11 protein-coding genes and 1 pseudogene are annotated in these 17,309 nt (G+C 43.0%); 7 read left to right on the forward strand and 5 right to left on the reverse strand.

The window, feature by feature from the left end; translation table 11 throughout:
* Positions 1-179: 179 nt before the first annotated feature.
* Positions 180-1,157: pseudogene (locus tag ACTQ45_RS05110) on the reverse strand (citrate:proton symporter); the annotation flags it as partial.
* Here ACTQ45_RS05110 and ACTQ45_RS05115 point away from each other — a divergent pair.
* Positions 1,122-2,486 carry an oxaloacetate decarboxylase subunit alpha gene (locus ACTQ45_RS05115; RefSeq protein ID WP_441751811.1) on the forward strand — a complete coding sequence of 455 codons (1,365 nt, stop codon included), beginning with the start codon at positions 1,122-1,124 and terminating at the stop codon, positions 2,484-2,486. The pseudogene ACTQ45_RS05110 and the gene ACTQ45_RS05115 overlap by 36 nt on opposite strands.
* Positions 2,487-2,997: 511 nt before the next feature.
* On the opposite strand, the gene ACTQ45_RS05120 is transcribed toward ACTQ45_RS05115, so the two are convergent.
* Both ACTQ45_RS05120 and ACTQ45_RS05125 read right to left on the reverse strand, forming a co-directional pair.
* Positions 2,998-4,395, reverse strand: coding sequence for an HD domain-containing protein (locus tag ACTQ45_RS05120; RefSeq protein ID WP_441763117.1), 1,398 nt, complete (start codon positions 4,393-4,395; stop codon positions 2,998-3,000).
* Positions 4,396-4,407: 12 nt separating this feature from the next.
* A complete protein-coding gene (locus ACTQ45_RS05125; RefSeq protein WP_441751467.1) occupies positions 4,408-5,346 on the reverse strand; it encodes a lipoate--protein ligase family protein in 939 nt (312 codons plus the stop codon).
* 88 nt (positions 5,347-5,434) lie between these two features.
* On the opposite strand from ACTQ45_RS05125, the gene ACTQ45_RS05130 reads away from it, so the two are divergent.
* The 4 genes from ACTQ45_RS05130 (at position 5,435) to fba (ending at position 9,721) form a co-directional block, all read left to right on the forward strand.
* Positions 5,435-5,854 carry a DUF1934 family protein gene (locus tag ACTQ45_RS05130; protein ID WP_441763118.1) on the forward strand — a complete coding sequence of 140 codons (420 nt, stop codon included), beginning with the start codon at positions 5,435-5,437 and terminating at the stop codon, positions 5,852-5,854.
* Between the two features lie 44 nt (positions 5,855-5,898).
* Positions 5,899-6,558 (forward strand): DNA-directed RNA polymerase subunit delta, encoded by a 660-nt coding sequence (gene rpoE / locus ACTQ45_RS05135; RefSeq protein ID WP_441763119.1) that lies wholly within the window; start codon positions 5,899-5,901, stop codon positions 6,556-6,558.
* A gap of 244 nt (positions 6,559-6,802) precedes the next feature.
* Entirely contained in the window at positions 6,803-8,422 is a 1,620-nt protein-coding gene (locus ACTQ45_RS05140; protein ID WP_441763120.1) for a CTP synthase, read from the forward strand.
* Between the two features lie 441 nt (positions 8,423-8,863).
* Positions 8,864-9,721 carry a class II fructose-1,6-bisphosphate aldolase gene (gene fba / locus ACTQ45_RS05145; RefSeq protein WP_441751460.1) on the forward strand — a complete coding sequence of 286 codons (858 nt, stop codon included), beginning with the start codon at positions 8,864-8,866 and terminating at the stop codon, positions 9,719-9,721.
* A gap of 342 nt (positions 9,722-10,063) precedes the next feature.
* Here fba and ACTQ45_RS05150 read toward each other — a convergent pair whose 3' ends face one another.
* Complete coding sequence (locus ACTQ45_RS05150; RefSeq protein WP_441751458.1) at positions 10,064-12,418, reverse strand: HelD family protein; 2,355 nt, start codon at positions 12,416-12,418, stop codon at positions 10,064-10,066.
* Between the two features lie 118 nt (positions 12,419-12,536).
* Entirely contained in the window at positions 12,537-13,505 is a 969-nt protein-coding gene (locus tag ACTQ45_RS05155) for a lactate/malate family dehydrogenase (RefSeq protein WP_441751456.1), read from the reverse strand.
* Between the two features lie 1,909 nt (positions 13,506-15,414).
* Between ACTQ45_RS05155 and allE the strand changes: the two genes are divergently transcribed.
* Complete coding sequence (gene allE / locus ACTQ45_RS05160; RefSeq protein ID WP_441751454.1) at positions 15,415-16,206, forward strand: (S)-ureidoglycine aminohydrolase; 792 nt, start codon at positions 15,415-15,417, stop codon at positions 16,204-16,206.
* 25 nt (positions 16,207-16,231) lie between these two features.
* Positions 16,232-17,308, forward strand: coding sequence for an ureidoglycolate dehydrogenase (gene allD / locus ACTQ45_RS05165; RefSeq protein ID WP_441751452.1), 1,077 nt, complete (start codon positions 16,232-16,234; stop codon positions 17,306-17,308).
* The last annotated feature ends 1 nt before the right edge of the window (position 17,309 follow it).

Here is a 17,309-nt window from a genome sequence, read left to right on the forward strand (position 1 = left end):
ATCAGCCTTTCTTTTTATATTAAGTTCATTGTACTATATTAAAAATGAAAAGTTAAGCGTTTTCAAAAGGGGGTCATTTAAGTTACTAAAGTGCAATATCATTAAATTAAACCATCTGTTAACTGACAAAAAAGCCAAGAGCTTTGAGGCTCCTGGCTAGCTTTATAAAGTGTGTGAGCTTATTGTGGAATGAAGAGACGTAACTGTCCAGTCAATACAATTGTCACGATGAAAATCAAGAAGATTCCTAATGCCCATTTACCTGCTTCTTTTTGCCATTCACCCATATCTAAACCAGTTAAACGAAGTAATAGATAGATGAAAGCGACTAAAGGACTTAATAAGTGGAATGCTTGTCCCATTAGTGAAGCTAAAGCCATTTCCATATTTGTAAAGCCGTATAAAGCACCAGCTTCTGCTAGAGGAGGTAATACTCCGAAGTAGAAACCATCGTTAGAGATAAAGAACGTACCTGGTGCTGAGATAATCGCAACGATGATACCCCAGAATCCGCCTAATTGAGTTGGAATAATGTTGATGAAGCTCTGTGCTAAAGCATCAGCCATTCCTGAACCTTGGAATAGTCCCATAAAAATACCAGCAGCAAATACTAAGATAACTACTTGCACTGCATCTCCAGCATTTTCGCTAATACGTTTGTTTTGATCTTTAAGGACAGGATAGTTGACCATTAAAGCAATACATGTTCCGATTAGGAATAACATTAGAGGGGGTAATTCAATGGGTTCGATAAATGAACCAGCCACTAACCATCCGACTAAAACAATCGTTAAAATCATATTGAAAGTCCAGTTTTGAGGACGGCGAATTGCTTTTGTTTCTTCGTCTGTGATTTGTGTTAAAGCTAATACTTCTTCTTCACTTAGATCAACGATTCCTAAACGTTGTCTTTCTTTGCGGCCCATCATCGGTGCGACAATGAAGATCACGTAAGCTAATGAAAGCACCATTCCTGGTACTAAGTAGCCTAAGATTTCAGCCCCAACATCCATTACAGCCATCGCACGCGCCGTTGGTCCACCCCATGGTAATAAGTTCATGATGGTGTTTTGTAAAATAACCAATACACCTAAGTTCATTAATTTCATATCTAATTTTTTATAAATTGGAATGAAGGCACTACAGCAAATTCGCGTATGCCAATCGAAGATATGTTACCAATCTTAAACACACTAGATGAAGCAGGTTACCATTCGCTTGAAGTGTGGGGTGGGGCAACATTTGATTCTTGTCTACGTTTTTTAAACGAAGATCCTTGGGAAAGATTACGTCAAATCCGGGCAAATGTTAAAAACACCAAACTCCAGATGTTGTTACGTGGCCAGAATATTCTAGGTTACAAAAATTATGCCGATGATGTCGTTGAAGCTTTTGTCACGAAAGCAGTCGAAAACGGGATAGATATCGTTCGTATATTCGATGCGTTAAACGATACCCGCAACTTGGAAACAGCCATTCGTGCAACAAAAGCTGCCGGAGGACACGTCCAAACAGCTATATCCTATACAACGAGCCCAGTTCACACGGTCGATTACTTCGTTACACTGGCTCAAGAAATGGCTGATTTAGGAGCGGATTCAATCTGTATCAAGGATATGGCTGGAGTATTAACGCCACAAGCGGGCTTTGATTTAGTCAGCCGGATTAAAGCGACGATCGACTTACCGATTGTGGTTCATACACATGCCACAGGTGGAATTTCAGAAATGACTTACTTGAAGGTCGCTGAAGCGGGTGCAGATGTGATTGATACAGCCATCTCTTCATTTGCGGGCGGGACTTCTCAACCAGCGACCGAGTCCGTGGCAATGGCTTTAGAAGATTTAGGCTATAACACAGGCTTAGATATGGAAAAAGTGACGCAAGTGGCTGAACATTTCAATCCAATTCGTGATCGTTTCCGTGACGCAGATATCTTAAAAGCGAAAGTGAAAGATGTTGAACCTAAAACTCTGATTTATCAAGTACCAGGAGGCATGTTGTCGAACTTATTGAGCCAATTGACAGAAGCTGGCCTAGCGGATAAGTATGATGAAGTACTTGCAGAAGTGCCACGTGTGCGTGCTGATATGGGCTATCCACCATTGGTGACGCCTTTATCACAAATGGTTGGTACTCAAGCAGTCATGAATATCATTACTGGCGAACGTTATAAGATGGTCCCTAATGAAATCAAAGATTACTTGAAAGGGCTGTATGGTCGACCTCCAGCTCCGATTAATGAAGCGATTAGAAAGCAAATTATTGGAGACGAGGAGACGGTGACCGTGCGTCCAGCGGACTTAATTGAACCTCAATTACCAACCTTACGAGAGGAAATCAAAGAGTATGCCCATAGCGATGAAGATGTCTTGAGTTACGCTTCATTCCCTGCGCAAGCACGTGATTTCCTAGGTCGTCGCGAAGATCCTTTCTACGATGTACCTGAACAGACAGTTGCCGTCAGCATCAATATGCCTCAATAATTACACACAATAGGACGACAAATTTATTCCAATAAGACAACACATGACCGTGTTCCCCAACATAGGTCATGCGTTGTCTTTTTATTTCGATAGGATAAGATGTCACAGCTTTAGAGTTTGATTTAATTGCGGTAACAATAAATGGCTATACGAGACATACGACAGACAAACGCAGTCTAAACATTGAGTGAATGGGTCAATTAGTTGCGCAAGCCGACGTTTTACTTATTACTGAAGGTCATTGCCACACGCCTAAATGTAAAGGAAATCAGTAGAGTCTTGCCTTCTGTGGATCCACGACGATTTATAATGAACAGAATTTTTTTGTAATTTTGCCACGAACGTAGTCAAGTGACACTACCTGTCTTTTCGCTAGATAGTATTGACGTACTAAAAAGTTCCGATAGCCAACTAAGAGAAGTTGTCATCTAGTGACAGCTTTCCTTAGAAATTTATTGGAGCTGTTAAAACAAAAATCCCGGAAGCGTGAATGGCTTCAGGGATAAGGTGACTAGAATAGACGTTGCTGGATTTGATGAGTGACATCGTTTCTTTCATTGACGTAGGCGACGAGAATCATTTTCTGATTTTCGTTGAGCTGGTTAGCTGGAATGCGATTGAGTTCAGTGAGGAGTTCTTTAGGGAAATAGAGACGGTGGTCGCCACGTGATTTACCAGTTAGAGAGTTCACTAGGGCGCTGACTTTTGACAATTCAACCGTCTGATTCGTCTTTGTAATAAGGTCAATTTGCGTATTCTTGCTGAGACGGTCTGGATGGTAATGGTCATAAGGTAAATCGTAGCTACTATTCTCACTGAAATAATATTCTGGATCATAATTGAAATTGTATAATTCTTCACTCAGGGCAATCGATAGCTGTGTGACCTCTTTTTCGTTAACGATAATCGATTTATGTGGTTTACGATTTAAAAAGCGGTAAGCCAAATCGGCTAAAACACGGTCTTCTTCTTGAGACCAGTGAACGAAATAGCTGTTAACAACACTGTCATCCAGACGTAAGTAGTCTTCTAGTGTCCACTTTTCAAAAAGGAAAGGTTCCAAAAGACCAATCGGCGTTTTCATATGAACGTCGTCTTGCATGTAGCACCATTTGGCACGTGCCAGTAAGTGTTTAAGGATTTGTTCCATCCCACGTGAAACGGGGTGGAAGTATACTTGCATGTACATTTGATAACGGCTGACGATGTAGTCTTCGACTGCGTGCATGCCGGAAAAATCAAAAACAATTTTGTTATTGAAGGGACGAATGACGCGCAAAATACGGGTTAAGTCGAACGTTCCATAACTCACGCCGGCATAAAAAGCGTCACGTAGTAAATAGTCCATCCGATCTGCGTCGATTTGACTACTGATTAACTCGACTACTTGTTTATTAGGATAAGTTTTATCAATCACACTGGCCACTCTGTCTGGGAAGTCATCGCCGAGGCGGCGAAGAACAAGGTTAATTTCCGTCTCAGGCGAGGTGATGATTTGGCCAGTGATGCGCTCGTGATTCGTATTGAAAATCCCTTCAAAGGTATGTGAGAAAGGACCGTGGCCTACATCATGCAAGAGCGCTGCACAAAGGGCAACGAGGCGCTCATTTTGATCCCACAGTCCGTCATTTGCTGAGATGGATTGGTAGTTTCTTTGGAACTGGCTGATGATACGGCGTGTAATTTCATAAACACCCAGTGAATGGTTGAAACGCGTGTGTTCCGCCCCATGGAATGTAAATGATGAGGTGCCTAATTGTTTGATGCGGCGTAGTCTTTGGAACTCACGGGTGTCGATTAAGTCGATGATGATGCGGTCGCGAATATGCACGTAGTCATGGACTGGGTCACGGAATACTTTTTCGCGGGGGAGTTCTTGAGCCTTTACTTTTTCCTCAAATGACAGCATAAAGCGGCCTCCTTATTGGTTGTTTTTCGGTTGAATGCTACGACTACGTTTGACCGCTTGTTCCAGGCGCGGTAAGTAGATGGCTTGTAATTCTGGATCAAGGTAATCGCCTCGTTCGTATTGGCTATAGTTAGCAATCGTATCTAATATATCTTGTTTAAAGACTGAAACAGTTAGCTTATCGGCTGCCGCTTCAGGCAGTAGATCAGTTAGACTAATCATCGAAGCAGGATTGACGCTAGGGAAGCGCTCATCTGCTTGGCCAATGGCATAAAATTCACGAATCAATTCTGCACGGCTTGCTTGGTCACCGGACACGCTAATATAAGCAGCGGTTGTTAAACCACTCTTAAAGCGTCTTTGGGCGATGCCACCGATTTTACGGCCGTTGACCACTAAATCAAATGTTCCTGGACAGTAAGAATCTTCTATCTCATAAGCATCTACTGTTAAATCATAGCGAGCGAGCGCTAGTTCGATTAGTTTGACCATTTGTTCGTAAGCCTCGTCTATCGTTAAGGGATAATAGTTATTATCTGATACCAGAGCGATATTTAAAACTCCGGCATCGTTGACGACTGCTAGACCCCCGTGAGGGCGCAAGCTAACGGTGTAGCCTTGGTCAATTAAATAGTCGACCCCGCCAGTAAAGTTAGCGAGTAATTTATCTTTGGCGCCTAGCAAGATTGTGTCGCGAACTGACGGGTAGAAGTGAAGAAGGGCCGTTGGTTTGGCACTCGCTTCTTCTAGGGCCGCAGGGGAATCGACAAGGCTGTTCGAGGGTTCGGTTGTGGCGCTTGCTGGTGTGTCTAGTGCCTTATTTTTCCCGGGTAAGTATCGGATGAAACTATCTTGTAGGGCCATGGCGGTGTCTTTTTCTTGGGCGTCAGGGTTATATGTTTCGTCGTATATGAGCCAGTGATGGTGGCTTAGGTAGTCGAATGTTGGCATGTATTGCTCCTTGTTTTGGTTGTTACTTTGATTATAGCATGCTTTGAATTATAATGAATAAGCAGAATGTTTAGGAGTGAGGTGGCTTATGGGGAAGCGTGAAGTTTCATTGGAGATTAATCAGTGGATTGAGTATCAGATGGAGGTTTCTAAGGAGCATTATAAGTTTATGTCTTCGGGTGAATTAGTTGAGTTGTCGTCTTTTTCGCGTTTGGCTTATGTGGATGAGAATGGGGCGAGAATTGAGTTGAAGTGGCGTCCAGAAGGTATTTTGAATCCTTCACCAGTATTGGAGATTAGGCAGCCGGCTTATTCTTTGTTTTTTAATTTGGATCAGGTGACGGTGACGCCCTATCAGACGCCTCAAGGTGTCTGGGACTTGAATGTGAGGACGTTGGCGATGTCTTGGGAGCAGGGTGAGGGTGCGGGGCGTTTGGATTTGTCTTATGAATTAATTCTTAATGAGGAATTGCTGGGTAAGTATGATTTTCAATTGATTTATCGGTGACAAATCGGTAATATATAAAGGTACACTAGGAAGGAAGTGCCCGGATGGAATTAAAACAATTAACACATTTAAATAAAGATGAATTATCAATGGTTGAGGTCTCACATGCAATTTTAGAAACTAAGGGTGATGTCGTTGACTTTACTGACTTATTAGAGTTGGTCCAAGACTATCTTGGTTTTGATGATTCAGAATTAGAGTCACGTATGACGCGTTTTTATACGGATATTAATATTGATGGTCGCTTTATTTCTTTAGGTGATAATCGTTGGGGTTTACGCGCATGGTATGCGATTGATGAGATAGACGAGGAAATTATTACGTCTGCTGAAGAAGAAGAGCAACCGAAACGTAAGCTGAAGAAAAAACGTAAATTAAATGCTTTTGCTGATTCTGATGACATGATTGACTACAATGATGATGATCCAGAAGATGTGGATGGTATTTACGATGAAGAAGATGATTCATTTGATGATGAAGATGATGATGACGAAGAAGACGATACAGCGAGCTTGAACACAATTATCGATCCAGACGCCGAAGAGGAAGAAGAAGAGGAAGATAAAGAGTTAGTGGCTTATAAGAGCGATTTAACTGAGCTTGGTGATGAAGAGATTGAATTAGATGACGATGAAGCAATCGAAATCGATGATGAAGACGAAGAAGACGAAGAACAAAGTTTTGACGAAGAGGAAGAAGATTAATTTTAGTTAGTTTAAAATTCAAGCTTAAAAATTAAATTTTTATAATCACTTGACTATAAAATCCCAATCAAGTATTATCTTCATTGGGCACCCTGGCAGACTGTTAGGGTATGTAAGTCGTCTGAGCTCCCCGTTCCAATGGAATGGGGAGCTCTTTTATTTTTATGGCGGACTTCGGTAACACCCGCGTGCCAATCATTTGTTTGGACGCGCAGAAATAATTAAGTAAAGGGAGTAAACTTTTATGACAAAATACATCTTTGTAACAGGTGGCGTGGTTTCCTCAATCGGTAAAGGGATTGTTGCTGCATCTTTAGGGCGTTTGCTGAAAAACCGTGGGTTAAAAATCGCTATTCAAAAATTCGATCCTTATATTAACGTAGACCCAGGTACGATGAGTCCTTATCAACACGGAGAGGTATTCGTAACAGATGACGGTTCAGAAACTGACTTAGACTTAGGTCACTATGAACGTTTCATCGATGTCAATGCCAATAAATACTCGAGTGTGACGACCGGTAAAATTTATTCAGAAGTATTACGCAAAGAGCGTAATGGCGACTATTTAGGCGCAACGGTTCAAGTAATTCCTCATATTACTAACGGTATTAAAGAGAAAATAATACGTGCTGGTGAAATTACCAATGCTGATATCGTGATTACAGAAGTCGGTGGAACGGTAGGCGATATCGAGAGTTTACCTTTCTTGGAAGCTTTGCGTCAAATGCGTTCGGATGTTGGAACGGATAATGTGTTGTATATCCACACAACATTAATTCCTTATTTAAAAGCAGCGGGTGAAGTGAAAACTAAACCTACACAACATAGTGTCAAGGAATTACGTAGTTTAGGTATTCAACCTAATATTCTTGTTGTACGTACTGAAGAAGAATTAGCGAGCTCAATTAAAGATAAGTTAGCTTTATTCTGTGATGTGGCTAAAGAGGCAGTCATCGAATCGCGTGACGTTGAGACTTTATATACAATTCCTTTAAGCCTACAAGAGCAACACATGGATGATTTAGTCTTGAAGCACTTCGGTATGTCTGATTTACCTCAAGCGGATATGTCTGCATGGGAAGCACTAGAGCATAAAGTGTTACATCTGAAGCAAACAACGTCCATTGCCTTAGTTGGTAAATATGTTGAATTACCAGATGCTTACTTATCTGTTGTTGAAGCCTTGAAACATGCTGGCTATGCTTTCGATAGCGATGTTGACATTCATTGGATCAATGCTGAAGAAGTAACGGATGAAAATGCTAAAGAAATCTTAGGCGATGTGGATGGTATTCTAGTGCCGGGTGGTTTCGGTAGCCGTGGGATTGATGGCAAGATTGCTGCCATCAAATACGCTCGTGAAAATAAAGTGCCTTTCTTCGGAATTTGTTTAGGGATGCAATTAGCTTGTGTGGAATTCGCACGTAATGTTGTTGGTCTAGAAGGAGCAGATTCTGCCGAAGAAAATACAGAAGCGGTTCATAAAATTATTGACTTAATGGCTGACCAAGATGAAACACAAAATCTAGGCGGTACATTACGTTTAGGTCTTTACCCATGTGTCTTAAAAAAAGGGACAAAGACTCGCGAAATTTACATGGATCAAGATGTTATCGAAGAACGTCACCGTCACCGTTATGAGTTCAATAACGCTTACCGTGAAGTTTTAGAAGAGAATGGTTTAATATTCTCAGGTGTCAGCCCAGATGGTCGTTTAGTGGAGATTATCGAATTAGCGGACCACCCGTTCTTTATTGCCTCACAATTCCACCCAGAGTTCATTTCGCGTCCTAACCGACCACAAAGAATTTTCTCTGGTTTTGTTGAAGCAGCTTTATCCTACCAACATACCATCAAAAAATAAGCGTTCACTAAGTCAAAAAATGGAGCCTTGCCGACGAGAGAGTTGGTGAGGCTCTTTTGGGCTTTCGGCGGGGCAGCGATGCGTCAGACGGAGCGCTTCATGTTCGTAAAGCAAGGCGCTTGATAGAAAATCAAGCGGTCAAGCGCGAGTGAAGATTAGTTGTTTCACCTAGGTTTTGGATGGGAGAATATGTGGGGCGTTTAGTGTCAGGGCTTCCTTGGTGGGGGCGACAGATTCTTGCTGTCAAAATTTAAACCTATCATCCTGATGCTTTCGACTAGGTGTTGATTGGTCTTATTTTGTCAGAGGGAATGGTCTTAAATAGAGGTTTATTGTGAAAAGGGTCCTTTACTTTGGCTTTATCCCTAGCATCATCGGCTTTTTTGGAGTATAATTATAGAGGAATAAAATTTTGTATTGTAATCAAGGAGGAATTTGATCATGAGTCGTTTAGTAAGTATGACAGACATGTTGAACAAAGCTAAAGAGGGACAATATGCTGTAGGTCAGTTTAACATTAACAACTTAGAGTGGACACAAGCTGTTTTAACTGCTGCACAAGAAAACAATTCACCAGTCATTTTAGGTGTTTCTGAAGGTGCTGGTAAGTATATGGGTGGCCCTACTGTAGTTTCAGCAATGGTAACTGCTTTATTAGATTCAATGGACATCACTGTACCTGTAGCGTTACATTTAGACCACGGTTCTTCATTCGAAACTTGTAAAGAAGCAATCGACGCTGGGTTCTCATCAGTAATGATTGATGGTTCTCACGATCCAATCAACGACAACATCGAATTAACGAAAAAAGTTGTTGAGTACGCACACGCAAACGGTGCTTCAGTTGAAGCTGAAGTCGGTACTGTTGGTGGAGAAGAAGACGGTGTTGTAGGTGGCGTTCAATATGCTGACCTAGAAGAATGTAAGCGTATGGTTACAGAAGCTAATGTTGATGCTTTAGCAGCTGCTTTAGGATCTGTACACGGAACTTACGATGGCGAACCTCAATTAGGTTTCGACGAAATGCAAGCAATCTCAGACGCAACAGGTGCACCATTAGTATTACATGGTGGTTCAGGAATTCCCGAATTCCAAGTTAAAAAGGCTATCGAACGTGGACACGCGAAAATCAACGTGAACACTGAATTACAACAACAATGGACGAAAGCTGTTCGTGAGAAATTAAACACTGACGATAAAGTTTACGACCCACGTAAAGTAATCAAGCCAGGTTTTGACGCTATTGTTAAAACTACGAAAGAAACTATGGATATGTTTGGTTCATCAAACAAAGCTTAAGTCTTTCACATTAAAAAGCACTCTAGTTGCTGCGTGAGCAGGAACTGAAGTGCTTTTTTTCGTGTGTTTGTGGGGTGATGAATTGAACGAAATCGTCGTGCACTGAAAGGCATTGTACTTTTTATATAGAATTTAGTGGTTCAAAAACGTATATATTAAGGAAATGTTCACTACTTACTATACTTTATTACTTATGGACTAAAATTTAATGTACTCTTTATGGTTTGACGGCATTTTAAACGCTTCTTTGGAAGTTTTGAGCCGATGGATTAGACGGGCAAGCATAAACACCTCGATCTTGTAGAGAATGATCGAGGTGTTTATTGATATTATTGTTATTATTTATTCTGCTAAGGATTGAATTTTTTCTAAAAACGGACTGGCGATGCCTGTGTAAGTGATAAACAAACGGTCCATTGCACGTGAGAAAGCAGTGTAGAGAATGCGTTGTTCACGAGCCGTTGCGTAGTTGTCGGCTGAGACATTATCTACCAGCACATTATCGAATTCTAAACCTTTTGAGACACTGATTGGTAGCACTTGATATCGTTTGGTCGTCAATAGTTCCTGCAGTTGTGCTGCTTTTACGTCAGTTACTGCCTCACTTGGGTCATCAGTTTGCTTGAGTTCAGTAGTGTGGCTTGCTTGGCGATCAGTGAAATGTACGTCAAGATAGTCGCGCAAGTCATTGGCTTGGTCAGCTGTTTTCGTAATAATTGCTAAAGAACTTTCGGCAGGTAAGTCGGCTAGTAGCTTCGTTAACAGGGCCGGGTAATCTGAATGATCGGTTACTGAATAAATTTCCGGTGTCGCTCCATAAGGGCGAATCGGTGTGATTGCAATATTCTCTTGGCTACTTGCTAGTTCGCTAAAGGCTTGCGTGATGGCGCCACTTGAACGGTAGCTGTTCAATAAGTCATAACGTTGAACAAAGTCACGACCACGTCTTGCTCTAACAACCGCACCGCGTCCACTCATACCAACGGTCGAGCTATCCTGGTGTCGTGTTTTCTCGAAGATAGTTTTAATATCATCAAAAGCAATTGCACTATTGAAAATCGCTTGGTTTTCATCTCCGACCATGGTGAATTCGCTTTTCACAAATAAATCTTTCAATAAGTTAATTTGAGCCGCTGAATAATCTTGAACTTCATCAATTAAGACAAAACGCATTTCAGGTAGCGTCAATTTCTCAATGAAATGGTGAGTCAATGACAGGTAAATCACGGCTTCATCTACCGTCGACAAACCATCGGCCATATGTTGATACGTTTTGCCTTTTGTATAGTCTTGATAGACCAAATCAAACATGGCTTCTAAATTAATCCATTGGTTATCTTGAATCCCATTTGTAATGCCTTGGTATTTCTTCGTTAATAACTTGCGACCGAGTTTCACCACATTGGCATTCGATTCATCTGCAATCAAGCTACCGAAATATTTTTCTTGCATTTCTTCTGATAGTGTCAGGATTTGATTTTGCATTTTTGGCTTGCTAGCTTGCTTGCGGATACGTCTTTCCCAATAAGCGGCAAGCTTTTGTTTAGTCGCTTGAATACGAGCTTGTAGGCTGTTCTCAACGGGCGTTTCTTCAAAAAATTGTTGAATACGCTCAGTCGAAATAATCGCCTTACCTTTGTGGGTAAGGGGTCTGAAAATCTGTTTGCCTGCGAGGCTTGGTCCAGCTAATTTAGCAAAGTGATAGTAATCGGCAGTACGTAGAGTGCTTGTTTGCTCGTCTACTGTTTCGGCACTAATTCTTGCGAAGTAGTCTGTCTCATTTTCAATTTGCCAAGTTAAATATTGATCCATCAACTGTAAGAAAGTCATATTCAAGGGATTACTTTCACCTAATGCAGGTAAGACATTCGATATGTAATCAATAAAGTTATGATTAGGTGATAGAATCAAGACGTTATCTGACGTGATTTCTGTGCGTAAGGTATACAGCAAATAAGCAATTCGCTGCATAATGGTCGACGTCTTTCCACTTCCGGCTACACCATTAACCAATAATAATGGGTGGTCCATGTCACGAATAATCACATTCTGTTCCTTTTGAATCGTCGATGTGATATCAGTCATTTGTGTCGTCGCGTCTTGTTTTAAGGCTTCAAGTAAAACATCATCTTGAATCGCAACTGAGGCATCAAAGAAATTCAAAAGACGGTTCGCTTCGACAATGAGTTGGCGACGAGCTGCGATTTCCACATCAATTCGATTTTGGTGGACTTCATAGTTAGAAGGACCAATATCGTTATTATAAAACAACTCAGCAATTGGCGAACGCCAATCGTATATCAAATGTTGCGATTCTTCTGTCGCAAAGCCGTGACGGCCGATATAAAAGGTATCAAGATCATCGCCTTCGTCACCGTCAAGAAAATCCACAACAATCTTACCGAAATACGGCGCCTTCAATAACTGGACAACCTTTTGTAATAAGTTAGAAGCTGTTTCCATCCGAAGGTTCATCTGATCAATCTCGCGACTCTTCATTTCAAAGTTCGCATAAGTTTCTAACGTATCCGAATCATCCCCGAAATTTAGACGAACCTCATTGGCTAAGACGCTTAGTTTAGCGCGTCCGTCAGTTTCGTAATAGTCGAGTAATTCACTCAGCTCTACTTGGCTGTGTAACAATTGCTCATAGACATACTGTAAATAGTCTTGTTCATGTTGTAATTCTGTTTTCATAACAGCAACTCCTTTCGCGTCTGCTTGGACCCCATAGCATACTATATTTATGCTCACTAGACAATCATACACGAGAAAACCTTTCCAAGCTATTGCTGGGAAAGGTCTGGAGGGTAAATTATTTTAAAGATTCTGCTAAGGCAATCGACGCTTGAATACTTGCGACTGAAATCTTTAATTTTTCTGTTTCCCAATCGTTTAAGCTAACCATTAAGCGGCGCTCCACACCACGACGTCCTAAGACACAAGGAACGCTGAAGGCGCTCGGTTGGTCAAAGCCGTATTCACCGTTAGTGAAAGAGACTGCGACTGGATAAATCGCTTTTTCATCTAACAAAATAGCCCTTGCCAATTCGATGGATGATTCTGCGACACCGGCGTTGGTAACTCCAACTTTAGCATCAAAAACTTCATAAGCAGTTTGTACCACATGTTCTTTAATTTGATCGGCTGTCAGTGGCTCTACATCCGGGAAGTATTCAGCTAAGTCATCAAAAGCAATACCACCAACGGTTAAGCGACTTAAGACAGGAAAGGCTGTGTAGCCATGTTCACCCATCATATAACCAGCAACCGATTTTGGATCGACGCCGTAATGACGTCCAATAAAGTGACGTAAACGAGCGGAGTCTAACATACAACCTGTACTTAAAATTTGCTGGCTAGGATAGTCATACTCATTTGCAGCAATGTAAGCAACCGTATCGGCTGGATTAGTAATGAAAATTAAAATCGCATCACGTGTATGTTTGACAACATTATCCATAATTTCACGAATAATTGACGCGTTATTCTTCATCAATTCCTGACGATCAGCTGGAACAGGTTCAGGCGCATAGACATGTGTCGCTGAAACAATCACGATATCTGCATCCGCTACTTCTTCATAGCCACCCGAATGGATATGGATGTTACGCCTTGACAAGAGTCCAGTGGCATGGTCTTGGTCTAGCGCCTCACCATATGCAATGTTCCCACGCGGATCAATGACCGCAATCTCGCCAAACAATTCTGACTTTGCTGCATAAGCTAAAACGTGCGAACCAACATGGCCGGCACCGATGACTGCTAATTTTTGAGTTTTCATAAATAAACCTCGATTCTAATAAAGTTCTAATGATTATAATATACCACACATTAAGCAGAGAAATATAGTTTCTATTTAGCTTTCTAGAACTGTCATCGCTAAGTTCGTATGGAGCGGTGGGGCTGGATGGTGGATTTTATTTGCTGAGAATGTATAAAGTAGGGGTGGCTGGCTTACAGTGATTGGGATTTTTCCCATTTGTCTTGTGAAATGTATATTAGAAAGTGAGGGATGCACGCTGAATAATATCTTGCTTCAAGCCCACGCTAATTGTGGAAATAAATAAGGAGTCAGCCACTGAGTGTCTGACGGTTTTATAAAAGCGTCAGCTAACGTTAATCGTCGTGAGTCAAAGACGAACGACACCTCCTAGTTTTGGGGTTTATTCTTATAGAAGAAACAATTTTTGAAGTAGAAAGATGCTTCTTGGTTAATCAAGCTGAATCTGGGTGAGAGGGTAGTCTGGTTTTGGATGGAACCTGCCGACTGTGGTAGTAGGGTCGGCAGTCTCTCGCCAGTCCAGTGCCGACTGTTGTGAAGGGTCGGCATTCTCGTCGCTGTCCAGTGCCGACTGTTGTTTAGGGTCGACAGTCTCTGGCCTGTCCAGTGCCGACTGTTGTTTAGGGTTGACAGTCTCGTCGCTTTCCAGTGCCGACTGTAGTTTAGGGTCGACAGTCTCGCCGCTGTCCAGTGCCGACTGTTGTTTAGGGTCGACAGCCTCTGGCCTGTCCAGTGCCGACTGTAATTTAGGGTCGACAGCCTCTGGCCTGTCCAGTGCCGACTGTTGTGTAGGGTTGACAGTCTCTGGCCTGTCCAGTGCCGACTGTTGTTTAGAGTCGGCAGTCTCGTCGCTTTCCAGTGCCGACTGTTGTTTAGGGTCGACAGTCTCTGGCCTTTCCAGTGCCGACTGTTGTTTAGAGTCGACAGTCTCGCCGCTGTCCAGTGCCGACTGTAGTTTAGGGTCAGTGCCGACTGTAGTTTAGGGTCGGCAGTCTCTCGCCAGTCCAGTGCCGACTGTAGTAGTAGGGTCGGCAGTCTCTCGCCAGTCCAGTGCCGACTGTTGTGTAGGGTCGGCAGTCTCGCCGCTGTCTATTGCCGACTGTAGTTTAGGGTCGGCATTCTCGTCGCTTTCCAGTGCCGACTGTAGTTTAGGGTCGACAGTCTCTGGCCTGTCCAGTGCCGACTGTTGTTTAGGGTCGACAGTCTCTGACCTGTCCAGTGCCGACTGTTGTTTAGAGTCGGCATTCTCGTCGCTTTCCAGTGCCGACTGTTGTTTAGGGTTGACAGTCTCTGGCCTGTCCAGTGCCGACTGTAGTTTAGGGTCGACAGTCTCGCCGCTTTCCAGTGCCGACTGTTGTTTAGAGTCGACAGTCTCGCCGCTGTCCAGTGCCGACTGTAGTTTAGGGTCGACAGTCTCGCCGCTGTCCAGTGCCGACTGTAGTTTAGGGTCGACAGCCTCTCGCCAGTCCAGTGCCGACTGTTGTTTAGGGTCGACAGCCTCTGGCCTGTCCAGTGCCGACTGTTGTGTAGGGTCGGCAGTCTCTCGCCAGTCAAGTGCCGACTGTAGTTTAGGGTCGGCAGTCTCTCGCCAGTCAAGTGCCGACTGTAGTAGTAGGGTCGACAGTCTCGCCGCTGTCCAGTGCCGACTGTTGTGTAGGGTCGGCAGTCTCGCCGCTGTCTATTGCCGACTGTAGTTTAGGGTCGGCAGTCTCGTCGCTTTCCAGTGCCTACTGTGTTAGCAGAGTTCGATCCAAGCCCCATCTGACACCCACTCAAAGCACTATTTTATCAGGATTAGCTATTATCAACAATTAGTTGCCATTAATTGTGAGGTGTGCGACTTGGGTTTAAGGTGAAAAGCGTTTACAATTGGAGGTGAAATGAATAATAGAATTCTGGAGGGAATATAATGGGTTATAAGAATAATAATACGGGTTACCGTGATGGTCTGTTAGAGTCGCGAGCAGTGATTAAACAGGGGCGTTATGCGATATTGCCTCATGATGGTTTAGTAAATAATGTGGTACCAGGTTTTGAGAACACACGAATTTCAATTTTAGGATCGCCACGTTTAGGCGGCTCATTCAGTGATTTTATTGCTGAATTTCAAGAAGGTGGCAAGAATACAAGCGGTTTCGGTGGTGAAGGGATTGAAACCTTCGTTTATGTACTATCAGGTGCACTAAAAGTGAGCGACTCACAAGGAGACGTTCACGAATTGACAGATGGCGGCTATGCATTCTTCCCAGTTGACGAATCAATGTTTTTCGAAAACAACCAAACGCAAATGACTGAAGCCTTCTTGTATCAACGTCGCTATGATGCCTTAGAAGGTTACCAAGCGCATAAAGTTGTTGGCAACCGTTCAGATATTACGCCGATTCACTATGAAGGTATGGAAGATGTTTTACTATGGGATTTACTGCCAGTGGATGACTTAGGCTTTGATATGAACATGCATATCTTGTCGTTTGAACCTGGCGCAAGTCATGGTTATGTTGAAACTCACTATCAAGAGCACGGGGCTTATTTATTGTCAGGAAAAGGCATGTATAATCTAGACAATCAATGGTTCCCAGTTGAAAAGGGAGATTACATCTTTATGGGAGCTTACGTTCCTCAAGCGGCTTATGGCGTAGGACGTGACGAACCATTGAGTTATGTGTATTCCAAAGATGCCAATCGTAATCCAGGCGTTTAGTCTAACAGAAGAAGGGGAGTAACACATGTCAAATCATGAAGAAGAAAAATTAGTAACCGTTTCAGCCACACGCTTGCACGAACTAATTAAAGCAAAATTACATAAAGCTGGTTTAACGGATGAACAGGCAGAAGAAACAGCCAATCATTTAGTCTATGCAGATTTAAGTGGCGTGCATTCACACGGCGCGGTTCGCGTCGAATATTATGCCGAAAGAATTAATAAAGGCGGCATTATCACGCAGCCAAACTTACGCTTTGAAAAAACAGGCGACAGTACGGGAATCTATCACGGAGACAACGCTCAAGGTCATTATGTGGCCAACTTAGCACTAGAACCTGCCATTGAAATGGCCAAAGCAAGTGGCGTGGCAGTTGTAGGGGTAGCTCGCGTCGGGCATACCGGTACATTGTCATACTATATGCGTAAAATTGCTGAAGCGAATTTAATTGGTATTTCCATGACGCAATCGGACCCAATGGTTGTGCCATTTGGAGGTGCAGAAACTTATTACGGAACTAACCCGATAGCCTTTGGCGCACCAAGTGACGACGAGCATCCATTGATTTTTGATATGGCGACAACCGTTCAAGCATGGGGTAAAATACTGGACGCCCGCTCGAAAGGCCGCGAAATTCCCGACACATGGGCAGTAGACGAAACAGGTGCAGCAACGACTGACCCTAATGCAGTCCGCGGCTTATTACCAATCGCCGGACCAAAAGGCTACGGCTTGATGATGATGGTTGATATGTTATCAGGTATCTTACTCGGCGTGCCATTCGGCCGCGAAGTCTCATCGATGTACTCTGATCTAACCGCAACCCGCGACTTAGGCCAAATCTACATCATCATCGATCCAGAAAGATTTGCCGGCCTTGACCATGTTAAAGCCAACGTTAGCAAAACTATGCATGATTTAAATGGCATCAAGCCTGCACCCGGTTTTGACCGCGTCCAATATCCAGGCCAAGGCAGTAACGAGCGTTACGCCAACAACCTGGCCAACGGCGTAGACATCCCAGAATCCATCATCGCCTATCTGGAATCCGACGATATCCACCATAATTCTTACGACGGTTTAGGCGCATTTGCCAACTAAA

The sequence above is a fragment of the Fundicoccus sp. Sow4_D5 genome (assembly GCF_052116365.1).
In the GTDB taxonomy this organism is placed as follows: domain Bacteria; phylum Bacillota; class Bacilli; order Lactobacillales; family Aerococcaceae; genus Fundicoccus.

Excerpts from the sequence above, each read along its gene's own strand:
- fba (WP_441751460.1), top strand. The coding sequence starts at position 8,864 with ATGAGTCGTTTAGTAAGTATGACAGACATGTTGAACAAAGCTAAAGAG.
- allD (WP_441751452.1), top strand. The coding sequence starts at position 16,232 with ATGTCAAATCATGAAGAAGAAAAATTAGTAACCGTTTCAGCCACACGC.
- allE (WP_441751454.1), top strand. The coding sequence starts at position 15,415 with ATGGGTTATAAGAATAATAATACGGGTTACCGTGATGGTCTGTTAGAG.
- ACTQ45_RS05125 (WP_441751467.1), bottom strand. The coding sequence starts at position 5,346 with ATGCCAACATTCGACTACCTAAGCCACCATCACTGGCTCATATACGAC.
- ACTQ45_RS05140 (WP_441763120.1), top strand. The coding sequence starts at position 6,803 with ATGACAAAATACATCTTTGTAACAGGTGGCGTGGTTTCCTCAATCGGT.
- ACTQ45_RS05150 (WP_441751458.1), bottom strand. The coding sequence starts at position 12,418 with ATGAAAACAGAATTACAACATGAACAAGACTATTTACAGTATGTCTAT.
- ACTQ45_RS05155 (WP_441751456.1), bottom strand. The coding sequence starts at position 13,505 with ATGAAAACTCAAAAATTAGCAGTCATCGGTGCCGGCCATGTTGGTTCG.
- rpoE (WP_441763119.1), top strand. The coding sequence starts at position 5,899 with ATGGAATTAAAACAATTAACACATTTAAATAAAGATGAATTATCAATG.
- ACTQ45_RS05120 (WP_441763117.1), bottom strand. The coding sequence starts at position 4,395 with ATGCTGTCATTTGAGGAAAAAGTAAAGGCTCAAGAACTCCCCCGCGAA.
- ACTQ45_RS05130 (WP_441763118.1), top strand. The coding sequence starts at position 5,435 with ATGGGGAAGCGTGAAGTTTCATTGGAGATTAATCAGTGGATTGAGTAT.